The sequence below is a fragment of the Pseudomonas sp. G166 genome (genome assembly GCF_037027455.2).
In the GTDB taxonomy this organism is placed as follows: Bacteria; Pseudomonadota; Gammaproteobacteria; order Pseudomonadales; family Pseudomonadaceae; genus Aquipseudomonas.
Genome location: NZ_CP146985.1, coordinates 2,984,666 through 3,004,193 on the forward strand (window position 1 = coordinate 2,984,666; position 19,528 = coordinate 3,004,193).

Sequence of the window (19,528 nt, forward strand, 5' to 3'; positions counted from 1 at the left end):
AACACCTGAGCGCATCGGTGCCTTATCGCAACTACGTGGCCCAGGCCCGTCTGGGGACGAGCGAAGAGGAGCACGAAAAATTCTTCCGCGAGATGCTCGGCGATATCGACGAGCCGACGTTGCCATTCGGCCTGGCCCAGGTCCAGGGCGACGGGCATGGCATCGAGGAAGTGAAAGGGTTTGTCGATGACGCCCTGAGCCTGCGCCTGCGGACTCAAGCCCGCCAGCTTGGTGTCAGCGCCGCCAGCCTGGTCCATCTGGCCTGGGCTCGGGTACTGGCCGTGGCCTCGGGCCAGGAGAACGTGGTCTTCGGCACGGTCCTGCTGGGGCGGATGCAAGGCGGCGACGGGGCTGACCGGGCCCTGGGCATGTTCATCAACACCTTGCCGATCTGCGTGCCCGTGGATGAGCGAAGCGTGCGGGATGCAGTGAAGACCACCCATGCACGCCTGACCGGGTTGCTGGGGCATGAGCATGCGTCCCTGGCCTTGGCCCAACGCTGCAGTGACGTGGCCTCGCCAGCGCCACTGTTCAGCACGCTGCTGAACTTCCGCCACAGTTCGCTGCAGGTGACGGATGAGGGCTTGTCGGCCTGGAGCGGCATGCAAATGTTGTCCAGCGAGGAGCGCACCAACTATCCGCTGACGCTGAACGTCGATGACCTGGGCGAAGGCTTCAGCCTGACGGTGCAGGTCGAGTCCCGGATAGGTGCGCAACGTATCTGTGACTATGTGCAGGTGGCCCTGCAGAGCCTGGTCGACTCCCTGGAACACGCGCCGCAAACGGCGGTACGCAACCTCGCGGTATTGCCTGCGGCCGAACGTGAGCAACTGTTGGAAACCTGGAATGCGCCAGAGGCGACGTACGCCCATGACGCGCTGATCCATCGTCAATTCGAGGCCCAGGTCGCGACGCAACCCGACGCGGTGGCGGTGGTGTTCGAGGATCAGGCACTGACCTACGGCGAACTCAACGCCCAGGCCAACCAGCTCGCCCATCGCCTGCTGTCGCTGGGCATTCGCCCGGATGACCGGGTGGCGATCTGTGTCGAACGCGGCCTGGACATGATCGTCGGCCTGCTGGGCATCTTGAAGTCCGGCGCCGGTTATGTGCCCCTGGATCCGGCTTATCCGGCCGAACGCATTGCCTACATGCTCGAGGACAGTTCCCCCGTGGCGATCGTGGTGCATGCTGCCACCCAAGTGCTGCTGGCCGAAGAATCCGGACGGGTGATCGAACTCGATAGCCCGGCGTTGCGCAGCCAGCCCACTGTCAACCCGCAAGTGCCTGGCCTGACGTCGTCGCAATTGGCCTACGTGATCTACACCTCCGGCTCCACCGGCCTGCCCAAAGGGGTGATGGTCGAACACCGCAACGTCGCGCGGCTGTTCTCGGCGACCCAGCCGTGGTTCGAGTTCGGTCCGCAGGATGTGTGGGCGCTGTTCCATTCCTTCGCGTTCGACTTCTCGGTCTGGGAGATCTGGGGGGCGTTGATCCATGGTGGCCGCCTGTTGGTGGTACCGCAGTTGGTCAGCCGTTCCCCGCAGGACTGCTACGCGCTGTTGTGCGAGGCCGGGGTTACGGTGTTGAACCAGACGCCGAGTGCCTTCCGGCAGTTGATCGCGGCCCAGGGCGAAAGCGATCTGCGTCACAGCCTGCGCCAGGTGATCTTTGGTGGCGAAGCGCTGGAAACCGGCATTCTCAAGCCGTGGTATGCCCGTGTAGCCAACGCCGGGACACAGTTGGTGAACATGTACGGCATCACCGAGACGACGGTGCACGTAACCTATCGTCCGCTTGAAGCGGCCGATGCGCGGTTGACCGGCGTCAGTCCGATCGGCAAGCGCATTCCCGACCTGCAGCTGTACGTGCTCGACGCCCAGCGCGAGCCGGTGCCAGTGGGGGTGGTGGGGGAGATGTACGTGGGTGGCGCGGGCGTGGCGCGGGGTTACCTGAACCGGCCCGAGTTGACCCAGGAACGCTTTATCGTCGACACCTTCAGTGGGTGTGAGGGAGCACGCCTGTACCGGACCGGTGACCTTGGTCGCTGGCTGGCCGACGGTAGCATCGAATACCTGGGCCGCAACGATGACCAGGTGAAAATCCGCGGTTTCCGTATCGAGTTGGGCGAAATCGAAGCGACCTTGGCCGCCTGCGAGGGCGTCAGCGAGGCGCTGGTGATTGCCCGTGAAGACACGCCGGGCGACAAGCGCCTGGTGGGTTATGTGATTGCCGCAGACGGCGCACAACCGTCAGCCACCGAGCTGCGTACACAATTGCTGGCTTCGCTGGCGGACTACATGGTGCCCAGTGCCTTCGTGGTCCTTGAGGCGTTCCCGCTGACCACCAACGGCAAGCTGGATCGCAAGGCCTTGCCCGTGCCGGATCAATCGGCGGTGGCGACCCGTGAATACGAAGCGCCGCAAGGCGAGGCCGAGACGGTCATCGCCGTGATCTGGCAAGACCTGCTGGACCTCGAGCGGATCGGTCGTCACGACAATTTCTTCGAATTGGGCGGTCATTCGCTGCTGGCGGTGAAGCTGATCGAGCGCATGCGCCACGTTGGCTTGAGCGCCGATGTGCGGGTGCTGTTCGGCCAACCGACGCTGGCCGCGTTGGCCGCCGCCGTGGGCGGGCACACGGAGGTCGTGGTGCCGGGCAACGCGATCCCGGTCGGTTGCACGCGGATCACCCCGGACATGTTGCCCCTGGCCGATCTGGACCAGGACGCCATCGACCGGATCGTGGCCATGGTGCCGGGTGGTGTGGCGAATGTGCAGGATATCTACGCCCTGGCACCGTTGCAGGAAGGGATCCTGTATCACTACATCGCTGCCGCCCAGGGCGATCCCTACCTGCAGTACGTGATGTTCGCGTTCGACAGCTTCGTCCACGTGGAGCATTTCACCCAAGCGCTGCAAGCCGTCGTCTCCCGTCACGATATCCTGCGCACCGGCGTGCTCTGGGAAGGCCTGGCCGAGCCGATGCAGGTGGTCTGGCGTGAGGCGCGGCTGGTGGTCGAGTCGGTTGAGCTGGATCCGGCGGCCGGGGAGGTTGCCACGCAGCTGCATCAGCGTTTCGATCCCCGGCACTATCGTTTGGACATCCGCCAGGCGCCGCTGATGCGGGTCGCTTATGCGCAAGACCCGGCCAACCAGCGCTGGGTGGGCATGTTGTTGTTCCATCACCTGGTGGACGATGCCACCTCGCTGGCCGTGCTGTCGGCGGAGATCGAAGCGCACATGCTCGGCCAGGCGCAACGCTTGCCGGCATCGGTGCCGTACCGCAACTACGTGGCCCAGGCTCGCTTGGGTGTGAGTCGCGAAGCCCATGAACGGTTCTTCCGCGACATGCTCGGTGATGTCTACGAGCCGACCTTGCCGTTCGATTTGCAGGATGTGCAGGGCGATGGTAGTGGCATCGAGGAGGTTCGCGAGGAGGTCGAGGCCGACCTCAGTCGTCGGCTGCGGGCCCAGGCCCGTCAGCTCGGGGTGAGTGCGGCGAGCCTGTATCACTTGGTTTGGGCCCAGGTACTGGGCACGGTGTCGGGTCGTGACGATGTGGTGTTCGGCACTGTGTTGGTGGGACGGATGCAGGGCGGCGAGGGGGCCGACCGGGCACTGGGGATGTTCATCAATACGTTGCCGCTGCGGGTGAGCCTGGGGCAGACCGGTGTCCGTGCCGGTGTGAAAGCGACCCATGCTCGACTGACCGCCTTGCTCGGCCACGAGCACGCCTCGCTGGTGCTGGCGCAACGCTGCAGCGGCGTCGAGGCGCCGACGCCATTGTTCAGTGCCTTGCTCAACTATCGCCACACCGGCGCGGCCGCTTCCGCCGAAGCGCTGTCGGCCTGGGACGGTATCCAGGTGCTGGGTGGCGAAGAGCGGACCAACTACCCGCTGACGTTGTCGGTGGATGACCAGGGCGAGGCGTTCAGTTTTACCGTCATGACCCCGGCCCGCGTTGGTGCACAGCGGCTTTGTGGGTATGTACGGCAGGCGCTGGAAGGCCTGATCCAGATGCTTGAGCAGACGCCAGAAGCGCCGTTGCACCAGTTGTCGATCCTGCCGCCGAGCGAGCGTCTGAAACTGTTGGCCGAGTTCAATACCGGTGGTGCCGATAACCCGCAGGAGCAGACCGTTCTCGGGCTGTTCGAAGCCCAGGTCCAGCGTACGCCGGACAATGTCGCCGTCCTGCACGGCGAGCACGCGTTGAGCTATCGTCAGTTGGACATGCGAGCCAACCAGTTGGCGCATTACCTGCGCAAGCAGGGCGTGCATGCGGATTCGCGCGTGGCAATCTGTGTCCAGCGCAGCGCCGAGATGGTGGTCGGGCTGTTGGCGATTCTCAAGGCGGGCGGTGGTTATGTGCCATTGGATCCGGCTTATCCTGCGGAACGGATTGCCTACATGCTGGCCGACAGCGAGCCGGCTGCGGTGTTGGCCCAGGCAGCGACCCGAGGGCTCTTGTCGCAGGTCCAGGTGCCACTGATCGACCTGGACGCCGGCCCTTGGCAAGACGAGCCGGAACATACTCCGCAGGTCAGCGAGCTGACGCCGGCCCACCTGGCTTACGTGATCTACACCTCCGGCTCCACCGGCTTGCCCAAAGGCGTGATGGTCGAACATCGCGGCCTGCGCAACCTGCTGGACTGGTACCTCGAAGACCTGGCGTTCGATGCTGGCGATGCCGTGCTGCTCGCGTCCTCCTACAACTTCGACCTGACCCAGAAAAACATCCTCGCGCCACTGCTGGTCGGCGCCACGCTGCACCTGGCCGAAGAACCCTTCAACCCCGGCGCCATCGTCGCGCAGATCGCCGACGCCGGCATCACGCACCTCAACATGTCGCCCAGCGCCTTCCACGCGCTGGTGGACGCCGACCATCAGCAAGCCCTTGCCTGTCTGAAACGGGTGGTGTTGGGCGGTGAGCCGATCCAGCTCGCCATGCTGGAAAAACTCCCTCTGCCACGGCCAACGGTGATCAACAGCTACGGGCCGACCGAGTGCAGTGACGTGGTCGCCTGGTACACCGCTGATAGCGATCTCGAGACCTACCGGCACCAGTCGATTCCGATTGGCCGACCGATCCGCAACATGCAATTGCATGTACTGGACAGCCACGGGCAGTTGCTGCCGGTGGGCGTACCCGGTGAGATCCACATCGGCGGTATCGGGGTCGCGCGCGGCTACCTCAACCTGCCGCAGCTCAGCGCCGAGCGCTTTATCGCCGACCCGTTCTACGGCAAGGCCGACGCCCGGCTGTACAAGACCGGCGACATCGGTCGCTGGTTGCCGGACGGCACGTTGCAGTACCTGGGCCGTAATGACGATCAGGTGAAGATCCGCGGGTTCCGTATCGAACTGGGTGAGATCGAAGCCAAGCTCGCCCAGCACGATACGGTGAAAGAGGCAGCGGTACTGGTCCGTGAGGACGTACCGGGGGAAAAACGCCTGGTGGCCTATTTCACCGAATACGCGGCGGACGAAGCGGTGGACATCGACGCGCTGCGTACCTGCCTGTTGGCGCAACTGCCGGCCTTCATGGTGCCGGTGGCCTATGTACGCCTCGACGCCATGCCGCTGACGCCCAACGGCAAGCTCAACCGCAAAGTGCTGCCAGCACCGGACTTGGATGCCTTCATCACCCGGGGCTACGAAGCCCCCATCGGTGAAACCGAAATCACACTGGCCCAGTTGTGGGCTGAAGTACTCAACGTAGAGCGCGTTGGCCGCCACGATCACTTCTTCGAACTGGGCGGGCATTCCTTGCTTGCCGTCAGCCTGATGGAGCGGATGCGCCAAGAGGGTATGGAAGCGGATGTACGGACGTTGTTCGAGCGGCCCACGCTCTCGGAATACGCGGCAACGACAGAAAAAATGGAGATTGTCCTGTGAGTGTGATCGAACTGTTGGCGACACTAAAAGAAAAAGACGTACAGCTTTCAGTCAAGGGCGATCAGCTCGTGGTACGGGGACGCAAGCAGTCGCTGAGCGAGCCGGCGGTGCTGGCCTTGCTGCGCGAGCACAAGGCCGCGCTGATCGAGTTGATCCAGGCTGGACAGTACGACGCCAGCAAGGCCGGTGAGGTTGACATTCCGGCCAACCCCATCCCTGCCGGTTGCCCGCACATCACGCCGCAGATGCTGCCGTTGGTGACCCTGGACCAGGCGGCCATCGACCGTATCGTTGCCACCGTGCCGGGCGGTGCGGCCAATGTGCAGGATATCTACCCGCTGGCACCGTTGCAGGAAGGCATTCTTTATCACCACCTGACTGCCACCCAGGGCGATCCCTACGTGTTGCAGGCGCAGTTCAGCATTTCTCGGCGCGAACGCCTGGTGGATTTTGTCGACGCCTTGCAAAGCGTGATCGATCGTCACGACATTCTGCGCACCGCCATCGTCCGCGAAGGGTTGCAAGAGGCGGTGCAGGTGGTCTGGCGCGAGGCCCGGCTGGGGGTCAAGGACATCAGCGCCGATCTCGTCGAGGGCGACGTCATGGCGCAATTGCAGGCGCGCTTCGATCCTCGTCACTATCGCCTGGACGTCAGTCAGGCGCCGCTGTTGCTACTGGTGGTCGCCGAAGACCCGGCCAACCAACGCTGGGTCGCCATGCTGCTGTTCCATCACATGGCCCTCGACCACGCGGCGCTGACCGTTGTGCAGAGTGAAATGCAGGCTTTTCTGATGGGCCAGGCGAGGCAATTGCAGCCCGCTGTCCCTTACCGCAACTATGTCGCTCGGACCCGGCAGGCCGGCCAGCGCGAGGCCGACGAGAGGTTCTTCCGCCAGATGCTGGGCGACGTCGAGGAACCGACCTTGCCCTTTGGCCAGCAGGATGTGCTAGGCGACGGCAGTGCCATCGAAGAAAGTCATCTGACACTGGCCCCAGACCTCAGTCACCGCCTGCGCACGCAGGCACGTCAGTTGGGCGTGAGTGCGGCAAGTATTTTTCATCTGGCCTGGGCGCAGGTGCTTGGCTGTGTCTCGGGTCGCGAGGACGTGGTGTTCGGCACGGTGATGCTGGGGCGCATGCAGGCCGGCGAAAGCCTGAGCCGGGCGCTGGGCATGTTCATCAATACCTTGCCGCTGCGCGTGAACGTCGGTGCACAGAATGTGCGCGAAGGGGTGAAAAGCACCCATGGCTGGTTGAGCCGCCTGCTCAGTCACGAATATGCGTCCCTGGCCCTGGCCCAACGTTGCAGCGGCGTGGCCGCGCCGGCGCCGCTGTTCAGCACATTGCTGAACTATCGCCACAGTGCCAGCGCTGCTCAGGAGCTGCCGGCCGAGGTCAGCCTGGCCTGGGACGGTATCGAGGCGCTGGGCGCGGAAGAACGCACCAATTACCCGCTGATCCTCTCGGTGGACGATTTTTCCGATGACTTCGCCTTGTCGGTGCAAGCCACTGCGCTGATTGGCGCGCAACGCATCGGCGATTACATGCAGGCCGCCGTCACAAGCCTGGTCAGCGCCTTGGAGTCCGCGCCGGAATCGATGCTCAACAGCCTGTCGTTCCTGCCGGCGTCGGAGCGCGAACGTGTGTTGCTGGCGTTCAACGACACCGCGCGCGATTATCCCCGAGACCAGCTGATTCATACCTTGTTCCAGGCGCAGGTCGAAGCTCGCCCGGACGCACCGGCCGTACTGCACGGCAGGCAAGTCCTGACGTATCGTGAACTGAACACACACGCTGAGCGCCTGGCCGGCCACCTGATCGGTCTTGGCCTGCAAGTGGGTGAAACCGTAGCCATCCTGCTGCCACGCTCGCTCGATCTGTTGATCAGTCAATTGGCGGTCCTCAAGTGCGCGGCGGTGTACCTGCCGCTGGACGTCAACGCGCCGGCCGAACGCCAGCAATTCATGATCCAGGACAGCCGCGCCGTGCTGGCGTTGACCCACAGTACTGAGGTGTTGACCCAGGACATACGCCGGGTGGACCTGGATATTGTTGATCTTTCCGAGCTGCCTGCCCACGACGGGCAGCGGCCACAGTCGAGCGAAGCGCCGGCCTACATCATGTACACCTCGGGTTCAACGGGTACGCCCAAGGGCGTGCTGGTGCCGCATCGGGCGATCAGCCGGCTGGTGATCAATAACGGTTACGCGGATTTCAACGAGCTGGATCGGGTGGCTTTTGCCTCGAACCCGGCCTTTGATGCCAGCACTCTTGAAGTCTGGGCGCCATTGCTCAACGGTGGTTGTGTGGTGGTGGTCGAGCAGGATGTGCTGCTGGCGCAGGAGCGTTTTGCGGCGCTGCTGAGCGAGCAATCGGTCAGCGTGTTATGGCTGACCGCGGGCCTGTTCCATCAATATGCCGCCGGTTTGATGACTGTATTCAGTCAATTGCGCTACTTGATCGTCGGTGGCGATGTGCTCGATCCGGCAGTGATCGCACGCGTCCTGAGAGAAGGTGCGCCAGCCCATCTGCTCAACGGCTACGGCCCCACTGAGGCGACTACGTTCTCCACCACCTACGAAGTCAAGGCGGTCGGCGAGGGCAGCATCCCGATTGGCCGGCCCTTGGGCAATACCCGGGTCTATATCCTCGATTCGCAGCTACGGCCTGTGCCACTTGGGGTGGCTGGTGAGCTGTATATCGGTGGCATGGGCGTCGCCAAGGGCTATCTGAACCGACCGGAACTGACCGCCGAGAAGTTTGTGGTCGATCCATTCAGCCAGGAAGTCCAGGCCCTGATGTACCGCACTGGCGACCTGGGGCGCTTCCTGGCCGACGGCAATATCGAGTACCTGGGCCGTAACGACGGCCAGGTGAAGATCCGTGGGTTTCGCATTGAACCGGGGGAGATCGAAGCCCGGTTGACCCAGCACGAAGACGTGAAGGATGCGGCGGTGCTGGTTCGCGAAGACGTTCCGGGCGAGAAACGGTTGGTCGCCTATTTCACCTTGCATTCGAACGATGGTGTAGCCGATATCGAAGTACTGCGTGCGCACCTGCAAGCCCGCCTGCCGGACTATATGGTACCGGCTGCCTATGTGCGGCTCGATGCGTTGCCGCTGACCGCCAATGGCAAGCTCGACCGCAAGGCCTTGCCGGCGCCGGACCAGGCTTCGATTGTCACCCGGGGCTACGAAACCCCTGTGGGCGAAACCGAAATCACCCTGGCCCGCCTGTGGCAGCAAGTCCTCAATGTCGAGCGGGTGGGGCGTCACGATCATTTCTTCGAATTGGGCGGGCACTCCTTGCTAGCGGTCAACCTGATCGAGCAGATGCGCCAGGTGGGTTTGAGTGCAGACGTTCGCGTGCTGTTCGGCCAGCCGACCCTCGCGGCGTTGGCCGCAGCGGTGGGTGGCGGCAATGAGGTCGAGGTTCCGGCGAATGGGGTCACTCCCGGCTGCGAGCGGATCACCCCGGACATGCTGCCGCTGGCCTGCTTGACCCAGGATGCGATCGAGCGAATTGTCGCAACGGTGCCGGGTGGTGTCGCGAACGTACAGGATATCTACCCGCTGGCGCCGCTACAGGAAGGCATCCTCTATCACCATATCTCAGCCCAACAGGGCGACCCCTACGTACTGCAGGCGATGTTCGCATTCCAGGACGAGGCGCGTCTCGAGGCCTTCGCACTGGCGTTGCAGGGCGTCATCGATCGGCACGATATCCTGCGCACGGCGGTATTGTGGGAGGGGCTGGAGCAGCCGGTTCAGGTGGTTTGGCGCAACGCGCAATTGAGTGTCGAACAGCTGGTTCTGGAAGCCACGGACGTTGATGCGGTGGGTCAACTGCACGCGCGCTTCGACTCCCGTCATCATCGCCTGGATATTCGCCAGGCGCCGCTGATGTGCCTGCGCTACGCCCATGATCCGGCCAACCAGCGCTGGGTGGCGATGCTGCTGTTCCACCACATCGCCCTGGATCACACGGCGCTGGAAGTGGTGCAGCAGGAGATGCAGGCGCACCTGCTGGGCCAGGCCGACCAACTGGCCGCCGCAATGCCGTATCGCAACTATGTGGCCCAGGCGCGCCTGGGTGTCAGCGAGGCCGAGCACGAAGCGTTTTTCCGCGACATGCTCGGCGATGTCGACGAACCCACGCTGCCCCTGGGGTTGCAACAGGTGCAGGGTGACGGTCGCGGTATCGAAGAGGCCAGGCTTGAGATGGACGCCGGTTTGAGCCGACGGCTGCGGGCCCAAGCGCGGCAGCTCGGCGTGAGTGCGGCGAGCCTTCATCATTTGGCTTGGGCGCAGGTGCTGGGACGGTTATCCGGGCGTGAGGACGTGGTGTTCGGCACCGTTCTGATGGGGCGGATGCAGGGCGGCGACGGGGCCGACCGCGCTCTTGGCATGTTCATCAATACCTTGCCGTTGCGTGTCAATCTGGATGAGCTGGGCGTGCGCGCCGGGGTCAAGGCCACCCATGGGCGACTGACCGCATTGCTTGGTCACGAGCATGCGTCCCTGGCCCTGGCGCAACGTTGCAGTCGCGTGGCCGCGCCGGCGCCATTGTTCAGTGCGTTGCTGAACTACCGGCACAGCGCGAGCGGTTCAGCTTCGGCTGAAGCCACGGCTGCCTGGCAGGGCATGGAAATCCTCGGCAACGAAGAACGCACCAATTACCCGCTGACCCTGTCGGTGGATGATCTGGGTGACGGTTTCGTGCTCAGTACCCTGGTGTCGCAAGGGATCGGTGCGCAGCGTATCTGCGCCTATATGCACACGGCCCTCGAGGGATTGGTGCAAGCGCTGGAACAGGCACCGCAAACGCCGCTCAACCGCCTGGAGATCTTGCCGGACACCGAGCGCAACCAGTTACTGGTGGATTTCAACGCCACCAAGCGCCCCTATCCGCAGGACCAGACCGTGCTGGCGCTGTTCGAGGCCCAGGCGGCGCACCTGCCGCAAGCGATTGCGGTGGTGCATGGACAGCGCCAGGCAAGTTATGGGGAACTGAACGAGCGAGCCAATCGCCTGGCCCATTATCTGATCGGCCTCGGTGTACAGCCGGATGACTGTGTCGCGATCCTGCTGCCGCGCTCGATCGATCTGCTGGCCAGCCAACTGGCGATCCTCAAGTGTGCGGCGGCCTATGTGCCCCTGGACCGCAACGCCTCGCTGGAACGCCAGGGCTTCATGCTCGAGGATTGCCGGGCGAAGTTTTTGCTGACCTTCAGTACCGAGGTCGTTCCCGAAGGCACGCGCCGTGTCGATCTGGATAGCCTGGATCCCCAGGGGGCCGTGCATAACCCGGCACTGGCGCAGTCCAGCGAGTCGATTGCCTACATCATGTACACCTCGGGCTCCACGGGGCAACCCAAGGGGGTCCTGGTTCCCCATCGGGCCATCAACCGGCTGGTGATCAACAACGGTTATGCCGATTTCAACGAGCACGACCGGATCGCCTTTGCCTCCAACCCGGCGTTCGACGCCAGCACCATGGATGTCTGGGGCGCCTTGCTCAATGGCGGACAGGTGGTGGTGATCGACCATGAGACCCTGCTTGAACCCTCGCGTTTTGCCCGGGTGCTGGAGGAGGCGGGCGTCACGGTGCTGTTCGTGACCACGGCCATTTTCAATCAGTACGTGCAACTGATCCCTGAGGCCATTGGCGCCTTGCGCATCCTGTTGTGCGGCGGTGAGCGGGCCGATGTGGCGTCGTTCCAGCGACTGTTGAGCCTGGCTCCGGGCTTGCGCCTGGTGCACTGCTACGGTCCGACCGAAACCACCACTTATGCGACCACCCTGGAAGTGAAGAACGTGGCCGAGGACGCGCAAAGCGTGCCCATTGGTGGACCGATCTCCAATACCCAGGTCTATGTGCTCGACGCGCGCCAGCAACTGGCGCCATTGGGTGTCGTCGGCGAGATGTATATCGGCGGCAAGGGCGTGGCCAAGGGTTATCTGAATCGACCGGACCTGACTGCGGAAAAATTCATCGCCGACCCGTTCAGCCATGAACCCGACGCATTGCTGTACCGCACCGGCGACCTGGGCCGCTGGCTGCCGGATGGCAGCCTGGAGTGCCTGGGGCGCAACGATGACCAGGTGAAGATCCGCGGTTTCCGGATCGAGCTGGGCGAGATCGAGGCCAAACTCGTCACCTGCCATGGCGTGAAGGACGCGGTGGTCATGGTGCGGGCCGACGAGCTGGGTGAGAAGCGGCTGGTGGCCTATGTCATTGCACAGCCGCAGGTTACGCTGAGCGTGGCCGCGTTGCGCGAGCAATTGTCCACGGTCCTGGCCGAATACATGGTGCCTGCGGCGTTCGTGATGCTGCCGGCCTTTCCCTTGACACTCAACGGCAAGGTCGACCGCAAAGCCTTGCCGGCGCCGCAAGCCGAGGCCTACGCCAGTCAGGCCTACGAGGCGCCGCAGGGGGAAATCGAGCAGACGCTGGCAGGTTTGTGGGCCGAGTTGTTGAAGGTAGAGCGGGTCGGTCGTCACGACAACTTCTTCGAACTGGGTGGTCATTCACTGTTGGCGATGAGGCTGATCGAGCGCATGCGCCAGGTCGAGTTGTCGGTGGACGTGCGGGTCTTGTTCAGCCAACCGACGTTACGGGCTCTGGCTGCGGCGGTGGGCGGGCACCATGACGTGGTGGTACCGGCCAATGCGATTGTCGAAGGCTGTGAACGCATTACGCCGGACCTGCTACCGCTGGCGGCATTGAGCCAGGAGGCGATCGATCGAATCGTCGCGAGTGTGCCGGGAGGCGCGGGTAACGTCCAGGACATCTACCCCCTGGCGCCGTTGCAGGAAGGCATTCTGTATCACCACCTGACGGCGGAAAAAGGTGATCCGTACGTCCTGCAGACCCTGTTCAGCTTTGACAACCGTGCCCGTCTGGACGACTTTGCCCAGGCGTTGCAACGGGTGATCGACCGCCACGACATCCTCCGCACTTCGATGGTCTGGGAAAACCTCGAAGAACCTATGCAGGTCGTGTGGCGGCGGGCTCGGCTCAGTGTCGATGAGCTGGCGCCAGACCCGAGTGCCGGGGATACCGTCGCCCGGTTGCATGAGCGTTTCGATGCCCGGCATTACCGGCTGGATGTGCGCCAGGCGCCGATGTTGCGCCTGGCCATCGCCGAAGACGTGGCCAACCAACGTTGGGTTGCGATGCTGCTGTTCCACCATATGGTGCTGGACCATACCGGGCTGGAAACCCTGGAACGCGAGATGCAGGCCCATTTGCTTGGCAAGGGCCACGAACTGGGCGCCGCGGTGCCTTATCGTAACTACGTGGCCCAGGCGCGCCTGGGTGTCGGCCAGCAGGAACATGAAGCGTTTTTCCGCGAGATGCTCGGCGATATCGACGAGCCGACGCTGCCGTTCGGCTTGAAGGACGTGCAAGGCGATGGCACCGGTGTCGAGGAAGTGAAACTGGCGCTGGCGCCGGGCTTGTGCCGTCGCCTGCGTGCACAGGCCCGTCAGTTGGGCGTCAGTGCGGCGAGTGTGATGCACTTGGCCTGGGCGCAGGTGTTGGGCCGTGTCAGTGGCCGTGACGAAGTGGTCTTTGGCACCGTGCTATTGGGGCGGATGCAGGGCGGTGAGGGCGCTGACCGGGCCCTGGGCATGTTCATCAACACCCTGCCACTGCGGGTGAGCCTGGGTGGGCAAGGTGTATACGATGGCGTGAAGGCTACGCACAAGCGGCTCACCGGCCTGTTGGGCCACGAGCACGCTCCGCTGGCACTGGCTCAGCGCTGCAGCGGTGTGCTTGCACCGACGCCGCTGTTCAGTTCGATGCTCAACTATCGCCATTGCGGGGTCGAGGTGACGGCTCAGGCGCTGACGGCGTGGCAAGGCATCGAGTCGATTGGCGGCGAAGAACGGACCAATTATCCCCTGGCGCTTGCCGTGGACGATGAAGGCGAGGGCTTCAGCCTGGTGGTGCAGGCGCTTGCCGGGACGGGCGCGCAACGTGTCGGCGAGTACATGCAGACCACGCTTGAAAGCTTGGTCACGGCCCTGGAACAGGCGCCGGAGACGCCACTGTACGAGCTTGCGAGCCTGCCCAAGGCCGAGCGCGAGTATCTGCTGGAAGGATTTAACGCCACCGCGGTCGATTATCCGCAAGGCCTGACGCTGCATGGCTTGTTCGAGGCGCGGGTTGCGACGAGTCCGGATGCGGTGGCTGTGATCTGCGAGACAGAGCAACTGAGCTACGCAGAGCTGAATCGCCGCGCCAACCAGATTGCCCATTGTCTGATTGCCCTGGGTATCCGCCCGGACGACCGTGTGGCGATCTGCGTGGATCGCAGCGTGGAGATGGTTGCTGGGTTGCTGGGCATCCTCAAGGCGGGTGCGGCCTATGTGCCGCTCGACCCGGATTACCCGCTCGATCGGCTGGCCTACATGCTGGAAAACAGCGCGCCATCAGTGGTGCTGACCCAGCGTGCCTTGCAGGCCAGCCTGCCAGCAACGCAAGCCCGGCTTCTGTTGCTGGACGCGGCCGACGGTTTCTCGACGCAGCCAATCAGCAACCCACAGGTCGAGGGCCTGCAAGCCAATCACCTGGCCTATGTGATCTACACCTCGGGTTCGACTGGCCAGCCCAAAGGCGTGATGAACGAACACGGCGCGGTGGTCAACCGCCTGTTGTGGATGCAGGACGAATACAAATTGAGCGCCGCGGACGCGGTGCTGCAAAAGACCCCATTCAGCTTCGACGTGTCGGTGTGGGAGTTCTTCTGGCCGCTGTTCAGCGGCGCACGGTTGGTGATGGCCCGTCCCGGCGGGCATCGCGATCCGGCCTACCTGCGCGAAGTGATCCAGGCCCAGGGCATCACCACGTTGCACTTCGTGCCGTCGATGCTCGATGTGTTCCTGGCCCATGGCGAGGTGAACGCGTGCGAAGGTTTGGTGCGGGTGATGTGCAGCGGCGAGGCCTTGCCGGGGCATCTGGTGCGGCGCTTCAAGGCGCAACTGCCGCAGACCGGCTTGTACAACCTCTACGGCCCGACCGAAGCGGCGGTGGACGTGACGGCGTGGGACTGCGCAGGGGCTGAAATACCCGACAGCACGCCCATCGGCAAGCCGATCGCCAATACGCGGATCTACCTGCTCGATGCCCACCAACAGCCGGTGCCCCTGGGCGTGGCCGGGGAGATTTATATCGGCGGGGTCCAGGTGGCGCGCGGTTACCTGCACCGTGCGGAACTGACGGCCGAGCGCTTCCTCGACGACCCGTTCAGCACGGCCCCGAACGCGCGCATGTACAAAACCGGCGACCTGGGACGCTACTTGCCGGACGGCAACATCGAGTACCTGGGGCGCAACGATGACCAGGTGAAGATCCGTGGTTTCCGCATCGAGTTGGGCGAGATCGAAGCCCGGCTGGCGCAATACGCGGGTATCAAGGAAACCGTGGTGCTGGCCCGTGAAGAGGCGTCAGGCGAGAAAAGGCTGGTGGCTTATTTCACCACGCACGCTGCCGAGGACGCTGCCGATATCGAAGCCCTGCGCGGCCATCTGCAAGGGCAACTGCCGGAATACATGGTGCCGAGCGCCTACGTGCGCCTCGACGCCTTGCCGCTGACCCCCAACGGCAAGCTCGACCGCAAGGCCTTGCCAGCGCCGGATCTTTCGGCGGTGATCGCCCGTGAATACGAGGCGCCACAAGGTGAAGTGGAAACCAGCATTGCCCGGATCTGGGAAGACTTGCTCAAGCTTGAACAGGTTGGTCGTCACGACAATTTCTTTGAGCTGGGCGGGCACTCGCTGTTGGCGGTGAAAATGATCGAACGCATGCGCCAGGTGGGCTTGAGCGTCGATGTCCGGGTTTTGTTCGGCCAGCCCACTTTGGCCGCGTTGGCCGCCGCCGTCGGTGGCTATCGGGAAGTCGTGGTGCCGGCCAACGGTATCCCGGCCGGTTGCACCCGCATCACACCGGACATGCTGCCGCTGGCGGATCTGTCCCAAGAAGAGATCGATCAGATTGCCGCAACGGTGCCCGGCGGCGTGGCTAACGTCCAGGACATCTATGCCCTGGCGCCGTTGCAGGAAGGGATCCTCTATCACCACTTGGCCGCCGCCGAAGGCGACCCCTATCTGCAACAAGTGATATTCGCTTTCGACCGTTTCACGCGCCTGGAGGATTTCGCCCACGCGCTGCAAGCCGTCATTGCCCGACACGATATCCTGCGCACCGCCGTGCTCTGGGAAGGCCTGCCCGAGCCGATGCAGGTGGTCTGGCGTGACGCGCCATTGAGTGTCGAGTCGGTCGAACTGGATCCGGCCCAGGGTGACATCGCCACGCAGCTGCACCAGCGGTTCGACCCGCGGTTCTACCGCCTGGACATTCGCCAGGCGCCGATGATGCGGCTCGTCTATGGGCAAGACCCGGCGAACCAACGCTGGGTGGGCATGCTGTTGTTTCACCATCTGGTGGACGACGTTACGTCACTGGCGGTGCTGTCCGCGGAAATCGAGGCGCATATGCTCGGCCAGGCGCAGCGGCTGCCGGCATCGGTGCCGTACCGCAACTTCGTGGCCCAGGCCCGCTTGGGCGTGAGTCGTGAAGCGCACGAAACCTTTTTCCGCGACATGCTCGGCGACATCGAAGAGCCGACGTTGCCGTTCGATTTGCAGGATGTGCAAGGCGACGGCAGCGGCCTCGAAGAGGTGCGCCAGGAGGTCGAGGCCGACCTGAGTCGCCGGCTGCGGGCCCAGGCGCGACAGCTTGGGGTGAGCGCGGCGAGCTTGTATCACCTGGTTTGGGCGCAGGTGCTGGGTAAGGTGTCGGGCAAGGACGATGTGGTGTTCGGTACGGTGCTGGTGGGTCGGATGCAGGGCGGCGAGGGTGCCGACCGGGCGCTGGGCATGTTCATCAATACCTTGCCGCTGCGAGTGAGTGTCGGGCAAACCGGCGTTCGTGCAGGTGTGAAAGCGACCCACGCTCGCCTGACTGCATTGCTCGGTCATGAACACGCCGCCTTGGCGCTGGCGCAACGCTGCAGTGGTGTGGCCGCGCCGACGCCATTGTTCAGTGCCTTGCTCAACTACCGCCATACCGGCGCGACAGTATCGAGCGAGGCACTGTCGGCCTGGAACGGTATCCAGATTCTCAGTGGCGAAGAGCGGACCAACTACCCGTTGATGTTGTCGGTGGACGATCAGGGCGAGGCGTTCAGCTTTACCGTCATGACCCCGGCACGCATTGGTGCGCTGCGGCTTTGTGGTTATGTGCAGCACACGCTGGAGAATCTGGTCCGAATGCTGGAGCAGACGCCGGAGGCGCCGCTGCATCAGTTGGCGATCCTGCCGGCCTCGGAACGTGAGCAACTGCTGGTGAAGTTCAACGCCACCGAAGCCGATTACCCGCAGCAGCAGACCATTCATGGGCTGTTCGAGGAGCAGGTGCAGCGTACGCCGGATGCCGTTGCGGTGATCCGTGGCGAGCAACGCCTGACTTATCGTGAGTTGAACGTGCGGGCTAACCGTTTGGCCCACTATCTGCGCAAGCAAGGGGTGAAGCCCGATTCTCGAGTGGCGATCTGTGTCGAGCGTGGCATCGACATGGTCGTGGGCTTGCTGGCAATTCTCAAGGCCGGTGGCGGTTATGTGCCATTGGATCCGGCGTATCCGCTGGAGCGGATTGCCTACATGCTCGAAGACAGCGCGCCGGCGGCGGTGTTGGCCCAGGACGCGACGGTCGAACTGCTGGCCGGCGCTTCGATGCCAGTGATCAATCTGGATAGCGGGCTGTGGCAGGACGAGTCCGTCCGGAATCCGGTGGTTGCCGAGCTGACGTCCGCGCATCTGGCCTATGTCATCTACACCTCCGGTTCGACTGGCTTGCCTAAAGGCGTGATGATCGAACACCGCAACACGGTGAACTTCCTGACCTGGGCCCATCGTTCCTTCGATGACGCCACGTTGTCGAAAACCCTGTTCTCGACCTCGTTGAACTTCGATCTGGCGGTTTACGAATGCTTTGCGCCGTTGACTTCAGGCGGCAGTATCGAAGTCGTGACTAATGTGCTGGAACTGCAACAGGGCGAGCACGACATCACCCTGATCAACACGGTGCCGTCGGCGCTCAAGGCTTTGCTGGAATCCGGTGGGTTGGGCGAGGGCGTCGATACGGTCAACGTCGCCGGCGAAGCGCTCAAGCGCAGCCTGGTGGAAACCCTGTTCGAACAGACCCAGATCAAGCGCCTGTGCAACCTCTACGGCCCGTCGGAAACCACGACGTATTCGAGTTGGGTGTCGATGGCTCGTGAGGACGGTTTTGCCGCACATATCGGCAAGCCGGTGGCCAATACCCAGTTCTACTTGCTGGATGAGCACCAACAACCGGTGCCATTGGGCGTGCCGGGCGAAATCTACATCGGCGGGGCTGGGGTCGCTCGTGGGTATCTCAACCGCGACGACCTGACTGCCGAACGTTTCCTCAAGGACCCGTTCAGCACCACGCCAAATGCCCGGATGTACAGGACGGGCGACTTAGGTCGTTATCTGCCGGACGGCAACATCGAGTATCTGGGTCGTAACGACGATCAGGTCAAGATTCGCGGTTTCCGCATCGAGCTGGGCGAGATCGAAGCCAAGCTCGCCCAGTATCCGAAGCTCAAGGAGACCGTGGTCCTGGCCCGGGAAGATGTACCGGGCGACAAGCGTCTGGTGGCCTATTTCACCCAGCACTCGCCGGACGAAACGTTGGACATCGAAGCCCTGCGTACGTACCTGCAAGCGCAGTTGCCGACCTATATGGTTCCCGCTGCCTACGTGCGCCTGGACGCATTGCCGTTGACCCCCAACGGCAAGCTCAATCGCAAGGCGCTACCGACCCCCGATAGCAATGCGTACACCACGCGTGTGTATGAGGCTCCGGTGGGCGACATAGAGGTCAAGCTTGCGGCGTTGTGGGCGGAGTTGCTCAAGATCGAGCGGGTGGGGCGTCATGACCACTTCTTCGAACTGGGAGGTCACTCATTGCTTGCCGTGACGCTGATCGAGCGCATGCGCAAGGACGGCATGGAGGCCGATATCCGTGTGTTGTTCGGCCAGCCCACCCTGGCCCTCGTGGCTGCCGCCGTGGGCGAGGTACGGCATATCGACGTGCCGGTGACGAAAATTCCCGCGCTCACGCGCAAACGCAGTATCTGAGTCGACAGCTTCACCTGAAGGGTGAATGCCCTGTCCCGGGCTTTGCGGGCAGGGCGGTCGCCCTGAATCCTGCGCGTCTGTACGTCCTGGCTGAGCGACGTCGGGGCTTGTCCCTGCTTCCCATGACAGACATCACCTACCGAATGCTCTAATTTTTTTTGGCCTGTAAGGAGGCGGTTCGCAAACCGCCTCCTTCGGTTGAACGTGACGATTATCCATCGCTTTGGCCCGTGCGCCGAGGTCGGCCAAACCGCCGTCCAGGCGCCGCGCCGTACCTGAAAAACACGTTTTTATCGTCAACCACTCCGAACTAGAAAAGCAGGTTCTTCGATGCAATTCAGCGAATTGATGACAGCTCTGTCCCAGCACCCGATCCGTCTCCAACAGGACGACGACAACCTTGTGATCCTGGGCGACGACGAAGGACTGGACAACGCGCTGTGGGACAGCCTCATTGCC

At 63.3% G+C, this 19,528-nt stretch carries 2 protein-coding genes (1 of these 2 only partly in view); both read left to right on the top strand.

Annotation, left to right across the window (positions count from 1 at the left end; translation table 11 throughout):
- Positions 1–5,897 carry the end of a non-ribosomal peptide synthase/polyketide synthase gene (locus tag SGN16_RS13215; protein ID WP_339102102.1) on the top strand. It extends 23,194 nt beyond the left edge of the window, so the window shows 5,897 of its 29,091 coding nt (coding positions 23,195–29,091); its start codon lies off the left edge, out of view; it ends in the stop codon at positions 5,895–5,897.
- Positions 5,894–19,069: an amino acid adenylation domain-containing protein gene (locus SGN16_RS13220; RefSeq protein ID WP_339102103.1), complete on the top strand. Its 13,176-nt coding sequence runs from the start codon at positions 5,894–5,896 to the stop codon at positions 19,067–19,069. Before SGN16_RS13215 ends, SGN16_RS13220 begins: the two co-directional genes overlap by 4 nt.
- The last annotated feature ends 459 nt before the right edge of the window (positions 19,070–19,528 follow it).